Annotated in this window: 13 protein-coding genes; 6 read left to right on the forward strand and 7 right to left on the reverse strand. The window is 68.4% G+C overall.

What is annotated here, in order from left to right; genetic code table 11:
• Window positions 1-6: 6 nt before the first annotated feature.
• The 4 genes from VH969_RS03440 to VH969_RS03455 are packed head-to-tail and all read left to right on the forward strand — an operon-like array spanning window position 7 to window position 4,702.
• Window positions 7-1,056 (forward strand): methyltransferase, encoded by a 1,050-nt coding sequence (locus VH969_RS03440; RefSeq protein WP_331970189.1) that lies wholly within the window; start codon window positions 7-9, stop codon window positions 1,054-1,056.
• Between the two features lie 10 nt (window positions 1,057-1,066).
• Window positions 1,067-2,251 (forward strand): NAD(P)/FAD-dependent oxidoreductase, encoded by a 1,185-nt coding sequence (locus VH969_RS03445; protein WP_331970192.1) that lies wholly within the window; start codon window positions 1,067-1,069, stop codon window positions 2,249-2,251.
• Between the two features lie 17 nt (window positions 2,252-2,268).
• A complete protein-coding gene (locus tag VH969_RS03450; RefSeq protein ID WP_331970195.1) occupies window positions 2,269-3,549 on the forward strand; it encodes a lysine N(6)-hydroxylase/L-ornithine N(5)-oxygenase family protein in 1,281 nt (426 codons plus the stop codon).
• A gap of 16 nt (window positions 3,550-3,565) precedes the next feature.
• Window positions 3,566-4,702, forward strand: coding sequence for a glycine amidinotransferase (locus VH969_RS03455; RefSeq protein ID WP_331970198.1), 1,137 nt, complete (start codon window positions 3,566-3,568; stop codon window positions 4,700-4,702).
• Between the two features lie 50 nt (window positions 4,703-4,752).
• Here VH969_RS03455 and VH969_RS03460 read toward each other — a convergent pair whose 3' ends face one another.
• Together VH969_RS03460 and VH969_RS03465 are read right to left on the reverse strand one after the other, a co-directional pair.
• Window positions 4,753-5,733, reverse strand: a complete 981-nt coding sequence (locus tag VH969_RS03460) for a ParB/RepB/Spo0J family partition protein (protein WP_331970201.1) — start codon at window positions 5,731-5,733, stop codon at window positions 4,753-4,755.
• A 240-nt stretch (window positions 5,734-5,973) separates the two neighbouring features.
• Window positions 5,974-9,015 carry an AfsR/SARP family transcriptional regulator gene (locus VH969_RS03465; protein WP_331970204.1) on the reverse strand — a complete coding sequence of 1,014 codons (3,042 nt, stop codon included), beginning with the start codon at window positions 9,013-9,015 and terminating at the stop codon, window positions 5,974-5,976.
• A 544-nt stretch (window positions 9,016-9,559) separates the two neighbouring features.
• On the opposite strand from VH969_RS03465, the gene VH969_RS34450 reads away from it, so the two are divergent.
• Both VH969_RS34450 and VH969_RS03470 read left to right on the forward strand, forming a co-directional pair.
• A complete protein-coding gene (locus VH969_RS34450; protein WP_414638421.1) occupies window positions 9,560-9,664 on the forward strand; it encodes an ANTAR domain-containing protein in 105 nt (34 codons plus the stop codon).
• 504 nt (window positions 9,665-10,168) lie between these two features.
• On the forward strand, window positions 10,169-11,026 hold the full coding sequence (locus VH969_RS03470) for an NmrA/HSCARG family protein (protein WP_331970207.1): 858 nt from the start codon (window positions 10,169-10,171) through the stop codon (window positions 11,024-11,026).
• Between the two features lie 598 nt (window positions 11,027-11,624).
• Here the strand turns inward: VH969_RS03470 and VH969_RS03475 are convergent.
• From VH969_RS03475 to VH969_RS03490, 5 genes are all read right to left on the reverse strand, one after another.
• Window positions 11,625-12,584 (reverse strand): hypothetical protein, encoded by a 960-nt coding sequence (locus tag VH969_RS03475; protein ID WP_331970210.1) that lies wholly within the window; start codon window positions 12,582-12,584, stop codon window positions 11,625-11,627.
• Between the two features lie 3 nt (window positions 12,585-12,587).
• Window positions 12,588-13,097: a hypothetical protein gene (locus VH969_RS03480; RefSeq protein ID WP_331970213.1), complete on the reverse strand. Its 510-nt coding sequence runs from the start codon at window positions 13,095-13,097 to the stop codon at window positions 12,588-12,590.
• Complete coding sequence (locus VH969_RS03485; RefSeq protein WP_331970216.1) at window positions 13,094-17,137, reverse strand: CHAT domain-containing protein; 4,044 nt, start codon at window positions 17,135-17,137, stop codon at window positions 13,094-13,096. Before VH969_RS03485 ends, VH969_RS03480 begins: the two co-directional genes overlap by 4 nt.
• A gap of 777 nt (window positions 17,138-17,914) precedes the next feature.
• Entirely contained in the window at window positions 17,915-18,139 is a 225-nt protein-coding gene (locus VH969_RS34455; protein WP_527249144.1) for a glycohydrolase toxin TNT-related protein, read from the reverse strand.
• A 112-nt stretch (window positions 18,140-18,251) separates the two neighbouring features.
• A complete protein-coding gene (locus tag VH969_RS03490; protein ID WP_331970219.1) occupies window positions 18,252-18,764 on the reverse strand; it encodes a polyketide cyclase in 513 nt (170 codons plus the stop codon).
• Window positions 18,765-19,209: the final 445 nt, after the last annotated feature.

A 19,209-nucleotide genomic window follows, 5' to 3' on the forward strand; every position in this document is an offset into this window, starting at 1 on the left:
ACGATCATGCCAGTGACCGCCGTGCCCGGCACGGATCAGAGCTACGAACGATTCGGGCTGATCGTGAACGGCCCCGCGCTGTTCAACGCCGTCGTCACCGGCCTCGAGCTGGACATCTTCGGGTACCTGTTCCGGCATCCCGACGCGGGCGCGGCGGCGCTTCAGAACTTCACCGGTTTGCCGCCCCACAAGCTGCGGGTTCTGTTGCACGCGTTGTGCTCGACCGAGCTGGTCGACAAGACCGACGACGGATACCGAAACTCGCCGGCCGCCGAGGAACTACTCGCGTCGGACGGTCCCGACAGTTGGCGCGCCATCCTCCTGGGCTGGAAGCACATCTACTACCCGGCGTTCTCGCACCTGACGTCCGCGCTGCGCGCCGGCACCAACACCGCGCTGTCGGCGTTCCCGGGTACCGAACCGACGCTCTACCAGCGCCTCGCACACGACCCGGAGTCCGAGGCGATCCTGCACGCCTCGATGGCCGCGTTCACCTTGCGGAGCATGTCCGGCCTGCTGGACAACCCGGAAGTCGCCACCGTCCGGCACCTGCTCGACGTCGGCGGCGGCGACGGCACCACGGCGACCCGTTTCGCCGCCCGGTATCCGGGCGCGACGGTCACGATCTTCGACATGCCGAGCGTGAGCGGGCTCGCGGAGCACAACATCCCGCCGGAGGTCGTCGGCCGGGTCCGGGTGCACCCGGGCGACCTGTTCGCCGACAGGTTTCCCGGCGATGTCGACGCGATCCTGTTCAGCCACGTGCTCGAGGTCTTCTCGGCCGAGCAGATCCAGACATTGCTGGCCAAGGCGTTCGACGCGTTGCCGGCGGGCGGCCGGGTGTTCGTCTACGGCTTCAACGCTTCGGACGACGAGCGCCGTGGGATCTACTCCGCCCGGCTGTCGCTGTACCTGAACGTGCTCGCCAGCGGCGAGGGCATGGCCTATCCGGCCAGCGACTACGAGAGCTGGATGCGGCGGGCGGGTTTCGCCGCCGTCACCTCCTTTGCCGATCTGCCCTACGAGCACGGCCTCCACGTCGGCACAAAGGCGTGAGGGCACCCCCATGTACGACGCCATCGTGGTCGGGGCCCGCTGTGCCGGCGCGTCCACCGCGCTGTTGCTGGCCCGCCGCGGGTACCGGGTTCTGTTGCTGGACAAGGCGACGTTCCCGGCGGACACGATGTCGACGTTGTACATCCATCAGCCGGGGGTGGCCCGGCTGGCGACGTGGGGCGTGCTCGACGCCGTGGTCGCCTCCGGATGTCCACGGCTGGACACCATCACCTACCAGGTGTGCGACGTCCGGCTCGCCGCATCGGCAGCCACTCTGGGCGAGATCGACTGCGGGTACGCACCACGCCGGAACGTTCTCGACCAAATCCTGGCCGACGCCGCGGTCGCCGCCGGCGCCGAGTTCGCAGACGGCTGCGTCGTCCGGGAGCTGCGCGAGCGCGACGGGAGGGTCACCGGCGTGGTGTTCGACTCTCCCACCGGCACCGGCAGCACCGCGGACGCTCGGCTTGTCGTGGGTGCGGACGGGATGAACTCGCGCGTCGCCGACCTGGCCGGTGCCGACCCCACCCTGACCGACCCGCGGCTGTCCTGCGTCTACTACACCATATGGTCCGCTGTAGACGTTGGGTTCGGTTTCTTCGAGCGACCGGGATCGTGGATCGCGGCCATCCCCACCAGCGGCGGTGCCACGGTCGTGGCCTCCTACTTCCCGCAGCAGCGGTTCGACCAGGTCCGCGTGGACGCGCTCGGTGCACACCTCGCCGCGGTCCGCGACACCGCGCCCGAACTGTACGAGCAGATCGCAGGCCACGAGCCGGCCGAACGCCTGCGGGGCACGGGAAACCAACGCAACTTCTTCCGGCGCGCGTACGGGCCGGGTTGGGTGCTGGCCGGTGACGCCGGGCACCACCGCGACACCATCACCGCGCACGGCATTACGAATGCCTTGGTACAGGCCGAGTTGCTGACCGACTCGATCGGCGACGACCTGGCCGACCCGGTGCGGCTGGATCGCGCGCTGGCCAATTTCGCCGACGCGCGGGACACGGTGCTGGCCGACGGCTACCGCGCCACGCTGGAGCTGGCCCAGCTGCGAGTGCCGGCATCACGCCTGCGCATGCTGCAGGCGATCGCGGAGGTCCCCGAGCTCACCGCGCGGTACTTCGCGATGGTCGCGGGCATCGTGCCCATCGAGAGCGTCCTGACCACCGAGCTGCTCGAGCTCATCACTTGAGGAGAGGAGGATTGGCGATGGATGCCGTGACGGTGGCTGGCATCGGGTTCGGCCCGTCCAACCTCGCGCTGGCCGTCGCGCTGGCCGAGGCGGTGAACACGCCCGCGGACCTGGACTGGGCGTTCTTCGAGCGGCAGCAAAGGTTCGGCTGGCACCGTGGCATGCTGATCGACGGCGCCACGATGCAGGTGTCGTTCCTGAAGGACCTCGTGTCGATGCGCAACCCCACCAGCCGGTACAGCTTCGTGTCCTACCTGCACGCGCACGGCAGGTTGACCGAGTTCATCAACAGCAAGACGACGTTTCCGTCCCGGGTGGAGTTCCACGACTACCTCGAGTGGGCGGCGCGCGACTTCACCGGGCAGGTCAGCTACGACACGCAGGTCGTCGACGTGCGGCCGGTATCCGAGGGCGGCCGGATCGCCTGTGTCGACGTGGTGGCCAGAGTGAAGTCGACCGGGGAGACGGTCGTGCGCCGGGCACGCAACATCGTGGTCGGCACCGGTCTGGTGTCGCGCCTGCCGGAAGGTGTCACGCTGTCCGACCGGGTGCGGCATTCCTGCAGCCTGCTCAACCACGGCACCGATCTGGCGGACAGCGACCCGCGCCGGCTCGTGGTCGTCGGCGCCGGGCAGAGCGCCGCCGAGGTCGCCGAGTACCTGCACCGGGTCTGCCCACGGGCGGAGATCTGCATCGTGCTGTCCCGGTTCGGCTACAGCGTCGCCGACGACAATCCGTTTGCCAACGCCATCTTCGCGCCGGAGACGGTCGGGCTGTTCCATACCGCGCGGGACGGCGTCAAGCAGATGCTGCTGAACTACCACGCCAACAGCAACTACTCGGTGGTCGACCTGGAGCTGACCGAGGAGCTGTACCGCAGGTACTACCAGGAGCTCGTCACCGGGAAGCCGCGGCTGCGGGTCATGAACACCTCGCGGGTGCGCGAGGTCACCGAGGTCGCCGACGGCGTACACCTGGACGTCGAGTTCCTGCCCACCGGCGAGGTCCGGCCGCTGCTCGCGGACGCGGTCGTGTTCGCCACCGGCTACCGCCCGTCCAACCCCCTGTCACTGCTGGGCGGTATCGCCGCGGAATGCAAACGCGACGCGGCCGACCGGCTGCTGCTCGACCGCGACCACCGGGTGGTCACCTCCGAAGCGCTGACCGCAGGGATCTTCGTGCACGGACCCGCGGCCGAGCCGTCCCACGGTCTCTCGTCTGGCCTGCTGTCCACAACGGCGGTGCGCGCCGGCGAGATCGCCGACTCGATCCTCGGCGGGAACCGACGCCGGACCTGACGACAAAGGACATGTGATGACGCTGCGCCTGAACAGCTACGACGAGTGGTCCCCACTGCGTGAGGTGATCCTGGGCTCCGCGACCAACTACATCTCCCACGAGCGCGAGCTGTCTTGGGACCTGTTCTTTCACGACCACATCACCCGGTTCTACTACCCGCGTGTGTCCACACCGGACTCGTCGACGCGGAGCGTGGAGCAGGCACCTATCAAGCAGCGCTACATCGAGGAGCTGGTCGAAGATCTGGACGGCATGGCGAAGGCGCTGGAGTCGTTGGGCGTCGCCGTGCACCGGCCCCTCGAGCTGGACACGTCCACCGCGGAGATCAGCACGCTGGCGTGGTCAGCAGCGGTCGTCCCGCCGCTGAACGTGCGGGACAACACACTCGTTCTCGGCGACGAGATCATCGAGACACCACCGATGATCCGGTCCCGGTACTTCGAGACCCAGTTCCTCACGCCGATCTTCGCGGACTACTTCCGCCGCGGCGCCCGCTGGACAGTGATGCCCCGGCCGTTGATGACCGACGCCTCGTTCGACCCCTCTTACGCGAACTCGTCGCAGGGCGGCCCGACCGAGCCGGTGAAGTACCCGACGCCGTCGCCGTACGACGTCGGGTTCGAGATGATGATCGATGGCGCGCAGTGCCTGCGGCTCGGCGAGGACCTCATCGTCAACGTGTCCACCGAGAACCACAAGCTGGGTTGCGACTGGCTGGAGAACCATCTGGCCGGCCGGTTCCGCATCCACCGAGTGCACCGACTGAGCGACAGCCATATCGACAGCATGGTCCTCGCGCTGCGCCCGGGAACGCTGCTGGTTCGCTCGCCCGCCGTCGCCGATTATCTCCCCGAGGCGCTGCGAAAGTGGGACCTGATCGTGCCGCCACCCCCGAAGTCGAACAACTTTCCCACGTACGACACCGACGACTTGGTGCTCACCAGTCCCTTCATCGATCTCAACGTGCTGTCCGTCTCGCCGGACACCGTACTGGTCAATGACGCGTGTCCCGAGCTGATGAACTGCCTGGAGCGGCACGGCTTCACGGTCGTCCCGGTCCGCCATCGCCATCGCCGCATCTTCGGCGGCGGCTTCCATTGCTTCACCCTCGACACCGTCCGCGAGGGCGGCCCGGAGAACTATCTGTCCTAACCACGCGACCGGGACCCGGTGCCTTCGCGGCGGGTCCCGGTCGATCCGAATCATGCGGTGTCGTGCTCGCCCTGCTGCTCGAGCTCCACAGCCAGCCGTGTCCAGATCTCCACGCAGTTCCTGGCCAGCGCGGCCAGGTTCCCCCGGCAGTGAGTGGGGATCGACCGGACGAAGTCGGCTTGGTCGGCGTCGACCGCGTGCACGCCGAGCCACTGCAGCAGCGCTCGCCCGGTGCCGGTGAAACGCAGCGACGGATCCTGGCGCAGGCGCTGCAGGACCAGGCCCGTGTCAGGGGGCGGCGGCTCCGGCGTCGGCCGCCGGATGGGCGCCGACTCGGGTCTCACTCCCCTGGCCGGCATGGAGTCCGGCACCGGGTCGGCGCCCCGCCGGATCCGCTCCCGCACGTCGCGTGCGGTGCCGACGGAGACGCCGGCCGCCTTGGCGATCTCGCGCAGGGAGGCGTCCGGGCGTTCGGCGATGACCTGGCCGGCCTTGCGACGTCCATCGGCGGTGCTCAGCGGACGCAGCCGGCCGTCCCGCCCGAGCCGGAACGTGACCTGCTCCGACGTCGGCGTCAGCCGCAGCCGGATCGCCGCGACCGTCGGCGCGCTCAGACCCGTGAGCTCGGCCAGGGCCCGGTCCGACCAGTGCAGGTGGAACCGGACGATGCGGGCGACGGCCGCCTCCCGGTCGGCTCGTGACAGCGGCAACCCGTGAGTGATGTTCGCGCTGACCGCGCGGATGAACGCCTCCATCTCGTTGCCGTCGAAGAACTCCACGGTGATCTCCCGGTCGCCGCGCAGCCGGGCCGCTCGCCACCGGTGCATGCCGTCGATCACCCGCATTGTCGGACGGTGCACCAAAATCGGCGGCAGTTCGGCCTGTGTCTCGGCGAGCAGCCGTATGCGTTCCTCGTCCTCCCCGGTCAAGCGCGGTGAGTCGGCCGCTAGCAACGAGTCGACGGGCACGATGGCGATCAGGTTTTCAGGTGCGGCATGGTCCCTACGGCCGATGGCCGTGTCGTAATCCATGTGCTAGTCCCCAACGATGGCTATCAGCGATCATCCGGCCCTACGACCGCGCCCCGATTTCACGACAGGTAAGTGGAATGCCCAACGGGCACGCCCAGCTCCCTTCGATTCAATTCCGCGAAGTGGCCGGATGAGCCGGGATCACGACCAGGATCGCGTCGACTGCGATTTCCACCAGACCCCACGCTAATGCCGATTTCTCTCCGCCCACTCTCCGCCCACTCTTCGCCCGCTCTGCGCTCAGTCCGACCCGCTCTCTCGCAGCAACCGGCGGGGGTCGTCAGAGTAGATCGTCAGGCGCTCGCCCATCAGCTCAGCCGCTTCCCGCCACGCCGCATTTGCCGCGTCCGGGTCACCCTCGGCGAGGTACAACCGCCCGCAAGTGACCAGCGCGCGCCCGCGCATCATCGGCACGTCGAGCTGATCCCACAGCGCCAGAGCGCTGTCGACCGCGGCCCGCGCCCCGCCGAGGTCGCGGCGGGCGACATGCAGCTCGCCGAAGTTGCGCCGGGTCATCGCCTCGCCGTACCGGTCCCCGATCCGCTCGAAGATCGACAAGGCGGAGCCCAGGTTGTCCGCCGCGGAGTCGAGATCGCCGGTCAGGACGTCGGTCTCACCCAGGAACGAGTGCGCGTACGCCTCGCTCGCGTCCGCGTGCGCCGCCCGCGCCACCGCCAGGCCGTCGAGCAGCACGCTGCGCGCCTCGTCCGCCCGGCCCTGAGCGAGCAGCACCGAGCCGATGCCGCACAACAGAAGTGACTCGTTGAACTGGTCACCAAGCGCCTGCACGTGCGCCAGCGCCTGTCGGTAGCAAGTCAGCGCTCGGTGTGGATCTCCCTGTTCCTTGTGCAGGGCGCCGAGGCTGTACAAGGTGTCCCCCATGCCGACCCGGTCGCCGGTCCGCTCGAACACCACGAGCGCCCGCTCGAACCGCCGGGCCGCCGCGTCAGTGTCGCCGCGCATCCGCTCCAGCGTCCCAATAGCTCGCTCGACATGAGCCTCCGGCCGGGCCTCGCCCAGATCGGCGAATAGCTCGCGGGCCCGGTGCAGGCATTTCAGCGCCTCGCTGTACCGGTCCGCGTCCAGCAGCACCTCGCCGAGGCCGCGAAGCAGGTACGCCTCGCCCCGCCGGTTCCTCGCCGCCGTGACCGCCGCCAGTGCGCGCCGTAGCACCGATTGCCACACGTCGAAGCTGGAGTCGAACTCGAGGAAGCGGCCGACGCACCCGACGAGGTCCCAGGCATGCTCGGCGAGGCCGTACGCGCACGCTGTCTCCACCGCGGACAGCAAAGCCAGCTTCTCGGCCTCGAACCAGCCCACCGCGTCCGTCGTGGTCGCCTCGGTCGCGCTCGAGTCCACCGGCCACCGCCGGCCGTCCCCGCGACCGATCCGCGGCAACCCGCCGGGCAGCCGGGCCTCGGCGCGCTCGGCCAGGTACAGCCAGCCGCCGACCAGCCGCTCCACAGCCGCCTCGTCGGCATCCTCCTCTTCGTAACGTTCCCGGGCGAAGAGCCGGACGAGGGTGTGCATGCCGTACCGGGCGACTGGACCGCCCGTGGCGCGGGCATCGACGAGGCGCATCTCCACGAGTTCTTCGATCACCCCTTCGGCCTCCGGCTCGGCCGTGTCGAGCAGCGCCGCGGCGACCCATGCCGGCACGTCGGAGCCGGTCAGCGCGCCCAGCCGCCGGAACAGCGCACGGTGCCGGCCGTCCAGCGCTTGGTAGCTGAGCGCGATGCTGCTGCGCACTCCGCGATCGCCGATCGAGAGCGCGTCCAGGCGACGGCGCTCGTCGCCGAGCCGGTCGGCCATATGGCGAAGCGGCCAGTGCGGGCGCAGCGACAGCCAGGCGCCGACCAGCCTGATGGCGAGCGGAAGGTGTCCGCACAGCTGGGAGATCTCGCGAGCGGCGACCCGGTCCACGGCAACTCTGTCCGTGCCGACGATGCCGGCCAGGAGGTCAACCGCCTCCTGGAGCGAGAAACCCGGGAGCTCGTAGTGCGTCACGTTGTCCAGGGCGAGCAGCGGGCGCCGGCCGGTGATGAGGACCGCGCTGCCCGGTGCGCCGGGCAACAGCGGCCGAACCTGCTCCTCGGACTGGGCGTTGTCCAGCACCAACAGCACGCGCCGGTCGGCGAGGAGCGAGCGGAGCAACGCGGCGCGCTCCTCGAGGTCGTCACACAACGCGACCCCGGGGCCGGCGAACCAGCGGACCACCCGGTTCAGCGCCTCGTCCGGCGACAACGGCCGGTGCGCCAGTCCCTGCAGATCGAGATAGAACCGGCCGTCGGGAAAGACGTCGTGCAGGAGGTTCGCGGCCCGGATCGCCAGCGCGGTCTTGCCGACGCCGGGCGCGCCGGATAGGTCCACGATCGGTGCGACGGGCGCCGTGCCGGACAGCACGGCGCGGACCTGTGTGAGCATCGCCGAACGGCCGGTGAAGTCCGCGATGTCCGCGGGAAGCCGTTCGGGACCGCCGAAGGGGCCCTGCGGCGCGGACTCCTCGACCGCCTCGCCGGCCGGTCGTGCGGCGAGCACCTCCCGGTGCACGTTCTGCAGCTGCTCGCCGGGTTGCAGGGCGAACTCGCTGGACAGCAGCCGGTAGGCCTCCTGGTAGGTGGCCAACGCCTCGGCCTGCCGGCCCGAACGGTGTAGCGCCAGCATGAGCTGCCCACGAATCCGTTCGCGCAGCGGATGCTCGCGGACCAGCTTCGTCAGTTCCGGAGTCAGGTCCCGGTGCCGCCCGAGCGCGAGGTCGGCCTCGATGCGGTCCTCGAGCGCGCACAGCCGCTGCTCCTCGAGCCGCGTCGCCTCGGCTTGGGCAAAGGCACCGGGGACGTCGTCGAAGGCCCTGCCACGCCACAGGTCCAAGCCACGCCGCAGACGACTCGCCGCCTCCTCGTACCGCTCGGCCCGCAGATCCTCCTGCCCCTGCCTGGCCGCTTCCTGGAACGCGGTCAAGTCGAGGCCGGCCGGATCGAGGGTGAGCATGTATCCAACCGGGCGGGTGACCAGCTCGAGGTCGTTCCGCCGCGCGCCGGGTGCCATGCCGGTGATCAGCTTCCGCAGCCGCCACACGCTGGTCTGGATCTGCCCTATCGCGCTGTCGGGAGGATCGTTGTCCCACAAGGCTTCCACGATGGTGTCGACCGGTACGACCTGGTTGCAGCTGAGCGCCAGCAAGGCGAACAGGGCGCGCTGTCTGGGACCACCCGGCGACATCGTCTGGGTGCCGACCCTGATCTCCAGAGAACCGAGCACCCGTACCGCCACATCGGTCATGAGTGCATCCTCCACCCGTGGGGAGCTACGCAGTGTGTCGTTCAACGCAGACCCAGTTGAAGCGCAGACCTGGAGCGAGGTGAACACATTCGGAACGGCGTCCACCAGCCGCCGTCGGACCGCGCCCACGAGATCGGCGAACGCTACGGGTTCCATCCCCGCCAACTTCACCAGGCTCCGCAGGGCGCCCAGGTCGACCGGTGCCGCCCCGGGTGTTCCTCACCGGCCGCGGCCGGTGAGAAACCGATCGTCACCGCCGACCTGTGGCAGGACCCACGCTGGCCGCACCTGGGCACCGGACGCCGTCCGCGCACAGCTACCTGCAGAGCATCACGCCGCGATCTCCCGCCCGCTCGGCGTGGCAGCGGTACCCGCCATATGGGACGAGCTGGGCGTCATGGTGCTGTCCGTATACCTGGACCACCCGGCCGATCAGCGCACACTGCCGTCCTGGCCCGCCACGAACGGCTGGTGACCAGCGCGATCACCATCGCCGACGTCGCTACTCGCAGCGCGACCGAAGCCGGCCGGATGGCTGGACGCGCTGGCCCCCAGCGCGGTCATCGAGCAGGCCAGGGGCGCGACCATGGCCCTGCAGCACCGCGACGCGGACCAGGCATGGGCAGTGCTGCGACGCGCGAGCCAGTGATTCAACATCAAATCAGGGACGTGGCCTCGCGCTGGTCGAACACATCGACAGCCACACGCAAGCACCGCCACCGGACGACAGCCGCCGGAGGAACCTGGAATGCCGCCGCTGTTCGTGTTCCGTCCCTGTTGCCACAAGGCAGCGGCCCATCCAGCCAGTCAAGGATGTGGCCACGTCGCGGTCGTCCACCAGAGACAACCTTCGAACCTTCGTGGGGAGAACAAGCGACCTTCCACCTGAAACCATTCACGTTCGTCTAGTGCTACGTCGTTCCAGACGCGGCCACAGCGATCCATATGGATCCGGCCAGGAGCTGGCACCGGCCCCAACCGCCAGCGAGCATTCCGGGACAGTGCCGGCGCCGCCCAACCGACACCTGAACGGGGCAGGATCATCGAGTCGCGTCGGGCCGTCGCGGGTCACCTGCTCGGCACTTGCGGTGGCGAGCCGACATCCCGAGGTGCATAGTTCGGTGATCCGAACCATCCGTTGAGGAGGGTCGCGATGGACGATCGTCTGGTCGTCGTGTTGGGCGCCACGGGACGGCAAGGCGGTGCGGTCGCACGGCACCTGCTCGCGGGAGGCTGGCGGGTGCGCGCGGTGACCAGGACACCCGATTCCCCCGCCGCACAGACGCTCGCCGGGGCAGGTGCCGACGTGGTACGGGCAGACATGGCCGACCCGGCCGATCTGCGGATCGCGCTCGCCGGCGCCTACGGCGTGTTCAGCGTGCAGAACCCGATGATCAGCGGGCTGACCGGCGAGGTCACGCAGGGCGTGAACGTGGGCACAGCTGCCGCGGAAGTCGGGGCACGGCATGTCGTGTACGGCTCGGCCGGGGTCGGCCGGCCGGGAACGGGAGTCGGCTCGTGGGACTCGAAAATGGCCGTGCAGGCTCACCTCGAGTCCCTCCAACTGCCGTTGACCGTCCTGCGGCCCATGGCGTTCATGGAGCTGATGAGTGACAGGAGGTTCTACCCCTCGGTGGCCGTGTGGCATGTGATGCCGAAGTTGATGGGCGGTGACCGGCCCGTGCCATGGCTCTGCCTCGACGACTTCGGCGCGGTCGTGGCGCGGGTGCTGGCCGAACCCGACCGGTTCGTGGGCGCGGACCTGTCCCTGGCATCCGATGTGCGGTCGATCGACGAGTGCAGGGTGCTGTGGCGCGAGACCTTCAGCCGCGATCCGCGCCGCTTCCCGATGCCGGTGTGGCTGTTCGAGAAGTTCGTCGGCACGGACCTCACGACCATGTGGCGGTGGCTGCACACCAACGCGACCGATGTGGACACCGCCGTGACGAAGGCTCTCGCGACCGACGCACGAACCGTACGTCAGTGGCTGCTGGAACAACGGGCGACATAGCAGTCAGGTCCTCGTTGAACATCACGTCGATTGCCGCGCGTCGCCACCCTGTACCTCGACGACCACACCGCCTGGCTCAGACCCCGACGAACTGACGAGTGCGGCCACTAGCCGATCTTGACCACGTCCAGGGCGTTCTGCAGGTCGGGCATCACGGTGCCGAGGGCAAGACCGGCGGCCGTCGCGACGATGGTCCACACCGGCAGAAAGTGGTCCAGGAACGACAGACGATGCGGGGTCTTGTCCGTAGGTTGCACCTGCTAGCCAAACTCAACAGCACAATCGATCACTGGCTTGACAGCGTCCGCCTTTACCGCCTCCGCACCCGCGCGCTCGACGACGTGGAGGATCTCGGAAGGTACGTGACGCAGAGCCACGCGGGCCCCTTGTGATCTGAGGGCAACGAGGGAACGCATACTGCCGACGAGTCACCTTCAGCACCAACCCTCGAATAGTAGATGAGGCGGCGGCTTACAACCGTGCCGCCGCAATGGATTGCCAACAAATTGCGATCCTCGCCAGCCGCGTGGGGCTGGCGCGGCCCCCGGTTGCGACCGCGAGCTTGGCGCTCTCCTCGGTGGCATGGTGGGCGCCTCCCTCACCCCGGTCCGTCCGCGTCGTCGGAATTTGGTGGCTCCGGGCGACTCGCCGTGTCATCTTCCAGGCGCCACACCAGTTGGGAGGGGTCGTCGTTGCCGCGCTGGTATAGCTGCTGCATCAGCGCGGCCCACCGGGTCCGTTCGGCCTCGAGTGACGGTGGGAGCACGAGGCCGAACTGCGTCATCAGTGTCCGGCGGTGAAGGTCGAAGCAGGCGCGGACGACATCGCCGAAGGCGATGGCCGCGCTGACCGCGGCGTGATAGGCGATCGCCGCGATCACGAGCGCCGCCGCCGATGCGATCACCCATACGAGCCACGAAGCGTCCGCAGCCGCGCGTACGACCAGCGCCACAGGAGGGAACGCCAATGCAAGGCTGGCCAGCAGGACCATGCGGTCGAGGCCCGACCGGTAGTCATCGACGATGGTGCGGGTGTCGGATGGGAGCACGAGGTAGAGCCGAGGCCAGAAGAAGACGGCGTCCATGCCGTACCGCTCGTCGTCACCGGGATAGTCCTCGGCTGCCCGAAGCGCATTCCCGAGCCGCGTCGGCCGTACGTCGTCCTTGTTGACCGGGAAGCCGTAGAACCGGCGCATGTAGTCAACGTCCTGGTCGAGGTCGAGTCCGTCCCAGCGCCTGCGGTGCCGGGCAATCCGCCAAGACGCCAGCCGAGTGCCGCGTCCGCCGGGCCAGTACCCCTCCCAGAGCCGGGTCAGCGTGACGACCTGGCCCGAGAAGATGAACGCGAATAGGAAAAGACCGGCAATCGCCGCGCCGACGAGCAACACCTGCTCTAACCCGGAATGCCCTGCCCACCATTCGACCCAGCCCGCCCAGGCCGAGCCCTGCGCGGCGACGAGGACCAACCCGCCCCAGAAGGCAAGCACGGGGAGCAGAAGGTTGAGCACGAAACGCTTGTCGAGGAAGCCGGTGGCCTTGTCGAAGACGGAGCCGAACATCGATCACCACACGAACTTGTGCGCCGCGAGCCCCGCCTGTGCCGGGCATTGCGGCATCGGCGACGGCTTCTCGGGGACGACCAGGATTCTGGTGCACGAACCGCAGTGGTCGGTGTAGCGGCAGCGCCTCGTGATGTTCTTCTTGCGGATCCGGCCGGGCAGTTGGATGTCACCGGGCAGCGCGTCACCCCCCGAGCGCGTGCCACCGCGCAATGCGGCGTCGACCAGGTCATCGCCCGACCACACGCCGACCACGGCCGCGCCACTGGTGACCACGACGGCCGTGGCTCTCGTGACGTGCTGAAGCGCGACCGAGGTGATGGCCGTCCCGACGGGCACGGCCGCGTCGGTGACGACGACGTCCTCGGCCACCACGCCGTCCGGGCTGATCACCTCGGCAGGCCATCCGTCCTCCTCGACGACGACGAGCCAGTTCTCCCCATCCGGTCTGAAGAGCCCCGGGGGCACCGTCATGGCGCGCTCGAGCTCACGATCACCGACGTTCTCGGTCATGCTGGATCCCCTGTCCGGCCGTTCGGCTCGATGGCGCCGATCACAACATAGGGCGCCCAGGTGACCGGATCGGCGTAGAAACGCTGACCCGCCGCGGCCCTTGCGAGCGGGGCGAGGTGCGGTCCGGCCTCGTCAAGATCTGGATGGTTCCGCAGGTGAGCGAGCAAGCCGGCGCCGTCGAGGTCGCGCAGCCACAGCTGGGCATGGCGCAGCGCCTCGTCCGGCGCCAGGCTGTCCCGAACCAGCAGTTCGTAGAAACGACTGGTCAAGAGCGCGCCCGGGAGATCCTCACTGGGCCACATCGTGCCGACGAAGCAGGGGACGCCCGCGACCAGGAAACCCGCGGCAAGGCCGACGAACTCGTCGGGCGCCCGCATCGTGTCGACCACCGCGGTCTGGCAAGCCGACGCGACGACGAGCCGCGCCTCCCGCAAGATGTCCGGGCGATCCGCAGTGAGCAGTTCGAGCAACGACAGCCTGCGACCGCCGCCAAGCACGACATGCGACTCCAACGGCTGGTCGGCGATCGAGCGACCGTGGCAAGCGAAGTGGATATGTGTCGCGCCGACCAGCTGGTCGATCACCTCACCCTCGCCGCCCTCGATGCGCCGGCCGCCGATCCAGCGCAGCATCTCGGTCGCTTCGTATTCGATGTAGGTGAGGTTCGACGTGGCGTCCACGACGGCGACACCCGACTGCCCCGAGCCGCGGCGGTCGCGTAAAGACCACTGCGCCTCGCGCAGGATCGCGGCCGACGGTGCATAGCTGACGGCAACGTCGTCGAGCAGACACCGGCCGTCGCCGTCGATGGGCGCGGCGTGTAGCGGGATCGCCGAGAACAGGCCCACCGGGACGAGCGTGACGGAACGGTCCCCCGCGGCGCGCACGGCATCGGCGATGGGCCGCATGACCTGCTGCCCGATCACGGCAAGACATGCGCCGAGCTCCGCACGCAGTTGGCGGCCGCCCTGGCCCTGGGCTCGGATCAGCCCCGGCCGCTGCTCGTCGCCATAGACGAACCGTCGAAGCACCTCGTCGCCGACCTCGGCGATCGGGAGGCTCGCTACCTGCTCACCGCGCACGAGGAGCGCGGTGCTGTCGGTGTTGGTGCTGTACAGGTAGACCAGTAAGCGGCCGTCGTACTGCCCGAGTGGTGGCGCGGGTGGCTCCGGTAGCCGGGCACGCGCGCTCTCGAACGCGGCGCTCGCCGCGCGCAGCTCGTCGCGGACCGCCTGTTCGGCGCGGCGTTGGTAGACGCCGCCGGTTTCGGTGGAGTCGGCGACCGTGAGTCTCGTGGACGCGGCCTCTGCGCTCGCCAGCCGCCGAACTGCGGCGATATACGCCTGGTACTCGTCGGGGTGCGACGCGGCGGCGGGCGCGACCCGATCGGGATCGCGCGCGAGCGCGTCGGACAGCATCCGGGTCCGACCCTTCTCCAGCGCCTCGACCGCCTCTGCCGGCCGACCGTCCATCACGAAGCAGTGCGCGAGGGCCTGGGAGATCCAGCCGTTGGCGCCGAGCGTTCGTTCCCGGCTTCGCCGGAGGAGGCTCGTGGCATAGCTGCGATCAGCTCCCGCGAGCGCCTCCTGGAAGGCGGTCGCGGCCTCGCGCCACCGGCCGTCCTCAGCGAGGACCGTGCCCAGCCGGGAAGCGACGAGAATGAGACGCTCCGCGGGGGCGCCGGCCCGCACGGCCGCCAGCGCTTCACGGAGCACCCCCACGGCTTCGGATCGCTGTCCGGCCCTGCTCAGGACGTCGCCGAGGGCTGTCGCTGTCTCCGCCCACCGCAGAGGACTGTCGTGGACGGGCCGCGCGTCCAGCGCCCCGCGATAGCAGGCCGCGGCGGCCGCGAGGCGATCGTCTGCATCGTCACCAACCGCTGTACGCGAATACAAGTTGCCGAGGTTGTGCTGGATCGACGCCCACTCATGCGGAAACGCCGCACGCGTCAGCACTTCGGCGGCGTCCCGGTAGCTCGCTGTGGAGGCTGCCGGCGGCTCGTGCCCAGCGAGCAGGTTGGTGATGCGGGCCCACTCCACCGGCCGCTCCGTTCGGGGGATCAGCTCAGCGGCATCGCGCAGTAGCGACCGCACCTTCTGCTCCTCGGCCGACGTCGCCTCGTAGGCGATCGCCAGCCTCGCTGTCGTCAGCGCCCACTCCACGGGGTAGGCCTCTCGGGTCCACACCCGTCGAGCGCTGTCGAACGCGGTGATCGCTTGCTCGACGTTCTCGTCACGGTCGCCTTCAACGCGGTCGAGCAGCGCGGTTCCCAGGTTGTTCTGCGTCGCCGCCCACGCGGTCCAGAACTCCCCTTGCTCCGTCCGATGCAATGTCTGGCGCATCAGCGGGATCGCTGCCTCGACGTCCCCGGAGTGCCGGAGGGCGATCGACAGGTTCACCGCCGCGCTCACCCACTGCGGCCCATGATCGTCGAGGTTCGCCTCCAGCGCCTCGCGGAGCACGCCGACGGCACGGTCCCAGTCACTCGGCCGCCCGGTCCGCTCAGCTATGAGGCTCAACGCCATGCCCAGGTTGCTCAACGCCACGCGCACGAGCTCGGTCTCGCCGCCCTCCCTCGCCTGCCTGAGGATCGTGGCGAGACGGTCAGCGGCGTCGCGGCAGGCCGCGTCGTCGCCGCCTCGTTCGGCCCGGCGGAGCGCGCCCGAAGCGCGGGCGAACAAGAGGCGCAGGCGCGGTCGCGGCGCGAGATCCGAGGGCGGATGATCGAGGGCGGTGTCGAGGATCTGGATCGACTCGTCGAGGTAGCGGGGGTCGCTGCCCGGGTAGTCCTGCTGGAGGAGGTTGGCCAGCGCGAGCAGGGTCTCCGCCCATGCGTCCGGATCGGCGTCGGGCGTGCGGACGAGGAGCACCTGCTCAAACGCCGCCCTGGCGGCGTTCAGGGCGGCCACATCACCCGGATCGGCCAGCCGCGCGGCGACGATGGCGCCGTTGTGCCGAGCGGAGGCCCAAGTATGCGGAGCCGCCGTGCGCAGGCGCTCCAGTCGCCGCAGCAGGCGCTGCGCCTCTATGTTGTCGTTCCGGTCCCGCGGCGCCTTGAGCAGTTCCTCGGCGAGCTTCAACGTCAGCAGGTCGCGGAGGCCGATCAGCTCCCCGTGCTCGTACTCCAGCATGTACTCGGCCTCGGCAGGAGCGATTTCGGCCAGCGCGTGCTCCAGCAGCCGACGGAAGTCCTGCCCGATCACCCGGGCACCGCCGACTGGGTGCCCGGCGAGCGCGACCAGCGCGGCCCCGACAGCCGGCGTCAAGGTGGCCTCGTCCGCCGGCTCATCCGCCACACGGCCGCGAACGCGCGGCGGTTCCTGAGACGACGCGAGGGCGTCCAGCCCGTGCGACCGCACCTGTTCCAACAGATCGCGCCGGGCTCTGGCGACCGCGGCCATCTGCGGCTCGCCCTCCTGTTCTGCGGCCTCTGCTATGTGGCTCAGCAGGTCGTCAATTCGTTGGTCGAGGAGAATCGAGCGGGCCGAGAGGATGTCACGGATCTCCGGCAAGCCGCCGGCCTGCAGCAGCATCAACAGAGGCTGTTGCGACGCCTGCTTGAATCGTTCGTGAACGTAGCCCTGCAGCCAGTCTGCATATCGTTGCAGCTCGCGTGACAGACCGGCGAATCGACCTTCTTCGAGGGCGTCGGCGTCGGCGGACACGTCCCGCATAGCCATTACCGCGAGGAGCTCGTACGGCACGATGAGCGCGTCGCCACCCACTGGCTGCCCGCGATCCCGGTTGAGGATCATTGCGGAGACCTGCGCCTGGCTCTGCACCTGCTGAGTATCGGCCGGCGTCGTCGAGGCGAAGAGAATCTCGGGCCGTTTGTCGGGCCGGCGCAGGAGCAGGCTCAGCGATGCTCGTACGCCCGCCTCGCGGCCGCATTTCGGACAGCGGGGCGGGGTGAGCGCCCCTTCTGCCACCCGGCGCAGGAGGTCGGGCCGCTCCCCGCCATCCACTACCAGCCATACGGGCAGTTGCCCTTCATGACCCGAAGGACAATGGTATGCGAAAAACTGACTGTAGCTCCCCACGATCCAATTTTGATGGATACTTCGCACGCACGCAAGAATGGAGAAGGCAAGTCCCGCCTACGAACATAATGGTGTGTGATCCGCTCGTCCGCGCTTGCCGCTGCGTCCAGCCTTTAGTCCGGTACCCGCCGCACCGCGGGCAGCCGGTCCACTTCCGACATTTCCCGGCGCGCGACTTCCCTAGCCTTACAACCAGATCAGGCCGTGCTGCCCGTAGCGGCGCGACAGCCTGACCCCACCAAGATCAATTATCGGGTCAACCTACTGAGACGAGCCACTAGGCGCGGTCACCCACACGGCGGCCAGCCCGGTGGGCGGGCGCAGCGTTTGCGCCGCTGCCGACGCGGCAAAATATCCCACCCAACGCCGCCACGGCGACGATCATGAACAGAACTCTGCGTATGAGGCTTCCCGACGTTGTCGATCATGCCGCCGTCCATGACCGTTCCAGTTCTCAGAACTTCGTCGACATAGCTTTGAAGCCAATGCTGACACAGAGGGCTACACATGCGAATCAACGGTTCAGGTGCGGTGCTCGTCGATCCACCGGCGAATCGTGCCGTCATTGAGCACTCTTCGCGAGAACTCCTCACAAGCTGCCGGCTCATTCAGGTGTACCGATTCTCCATTTCCTTTTCCCCGATCACTATAGTAAATGTGCCATCCGTCTGCCTCCTGCACGAGGCAGTACGTCTCGTTCGCATCCCTGCCAACACTATATGCCGATTTCGGAACCCCCGCGTTGCCGTAATTCAAACAGCAATTCCTCGGTGATCATCAGCGAACCCTTCTCAGGTAACCGGATCTCAGCAGATCTTGGACTGATGCTGGCAGGTAGTACTGCGTCCCCATTCCCGGTTCGCCGAACCATGGCTCAGCCGGTCCGTGCTGGACCACAATGCGGTTGGTGACCTCGAATACACTGTATGGCTTTTCATTCGTACCAGGTGCAAGCGCGCTTGCCAATGGAAGTTCCGTTCTGGGGTACGAAACGCCCGCCATCGAAGCCAAACCGATCAACGAGAGTACCTGGTTTGAGTACCGTGACGCCCGGATTACCGTGTGGGCCAAGTTCACCTTGAAACAGTCCCCGCTACATGTAGCCCCACGAGCGTCACTCGGAAATGCCCTGATGGTGGCGCTCGGCCAGTTTCTTGAAGTTCAGCAACTGCCGTCGAGCCATGATCAGATCGCCCACGGATAGCCCGAGGGCCGCCCAGCGGCTGGTTTGGATGACGACCTTGAGCAGCAGGCGCGTGGTGTCACGATCCTGGGGCTCGAGGACGTAGGACATGAAGGCACCCATGATGGTGCCCGTCAGCTGTTTCCCTGGGGCGACCGAGACGATCCGGCCCAGCTCACGCCCGCCAGCGGTCGTGAATCTGTCTCCGACACGAGGCTCGGGCAGGCATACCAGCTCGCGAGGAGAGCGGCGGCCAAGATTGTCGATCCAATCGTACGAATACGGCGCAAGCCTCACTTGGGCGACCCACGGCCACACCGCTTCGGCAGGCGCCTTGACGCGCACGCCCCGCCATGCCTGCAGCGCAGGCGAGTTGACGAAGTCGTCGCACGGGTAGGAACGCACGATGTCGCTGTCGCTCACACCCCACCGGTCACCGATCATGCATCCATCCTCCACCAAGATCCCCGTTGGCTGGCGTTCGAAAGGCCGTAACGTCAAGCACCACGGCTTCCCAGAGGAACGCTCAGCACCATCGACGGACCGACCTGCATCACGTCGAAGTCGCCATCACCACAGCAAGAGCAACACCGCCTCCCCGACAGGCGAGCCGGTCAGCAGCGCATGGCTCGTGACGTACCGCGTGACATGGCAACCCCAGGAACGCAGTGGTCGTGAGCTCTCGTTGACCCTGTCGTTGGCAGCAAAGTCGCTGGTAGATGGCTTGGGGTGGAGTGGGCTGACTCTCCGCCGGCGGCGCACCGAGCCTGGCCGTGGGCGAGCCGGACGAGCAACTGATCCAGATCCTCGACCGCCGCGGTCGGGTGGACGCCGCGAGCGAGGACGTGACGAGCCGTCCCGCCGTGACGCGGCCCGCGCCTGGTGAGTC

The organism is Actinophytocola sp. (assembly GCF_036555685.1).
Taxonomy (GTDB): domain Bacteria; phylum Actinomycetota; class Actinomycetes; order Mycobacteriales; family Pseudonocardiaceae; genus Actinophytocola.

Excerpts from the sequence above, each read along its gene's own strand:
- VH969_RS03450 (WP_331970195.1), top strand. The coding sequence starts at position 2,269 with ATGGATGCCGTGACGGTGGCTGGCATCGGGTTCGGCCCGTCCAACCTC.
- VH969_RS03440 (WP_331970189.1), top strand. The coding sequence starts at position 7 with ATGCCAGTGACCGCCGTGCCCGGCACGGATCAGAGCTACGAACGATTC.
- VH969_RS03465 (WP_331970204.1), bottom strand. The coding sequence starts at position 9,015 with ATGACCGATGTGGCGGTACGGGTGCTCGGTTCTCTGGAGATCAGGGTC.
- VH969_RS03445 (WP_331970192.1), top strand. The coding sequence starts at position 1,067 with ATGTACGACGCCATCGTGGTCGGGGCCCGCTGTGCCGGCGCGTCCACC.
- VH969_RS34455 (WP_527249144.1), bottom strand. The coding sequence starts at position 18,139 with ATGGCGGGCGTTTCGTACCCCAGAACGGAACTTCCATTGGCAAGCGCG.
- VH969_RS03475 (WP_331970210.1), bottom strand. The coding sequence starts at position 12,584 with ATGTTCGGCTCCGTCTTCGACAAGGCCACCGGCTTCCTCGACAAGCGT.
- VH969_RS03480 (WP_331970213.1), bottom strand. The coding sequence starts at position 13,097 with ATGACCGAGAACGTCGGTGATCGTGAGCTCGAGCGCGCCATGACGGTG.
- VH969_RS03490 (WP_331970219.1), bottom strand. The coding sequence starts at position 18,764 with ATGATCGGTGACCGGTGGGGTGTGAGCGACAGCGACATCGTGCGTTCC.
- VH969_RS03460 (WP_331970201.1), bottom strand. The coding sequence starts at position 5,733 with ATGGATTACGACACGGCCATCGGCCGTAGGGACCATGCCGCACCTGAA.
- VH969_RS03470 (WP_331970207.1), top strand. The coding sequence starts at position 10,169 with ATGGACGATCGTCTGGTCGTCGTGTTGGGCGCCACGGGACGGCAAGGC.
- VH969_RS03455 (WP_331970198.1), top strand. The coding sequence starts at position 3,566 with ATGACGCTGCGCCTGAACAGCTACGACGAGTGGTCCCCACTGCGTGAG.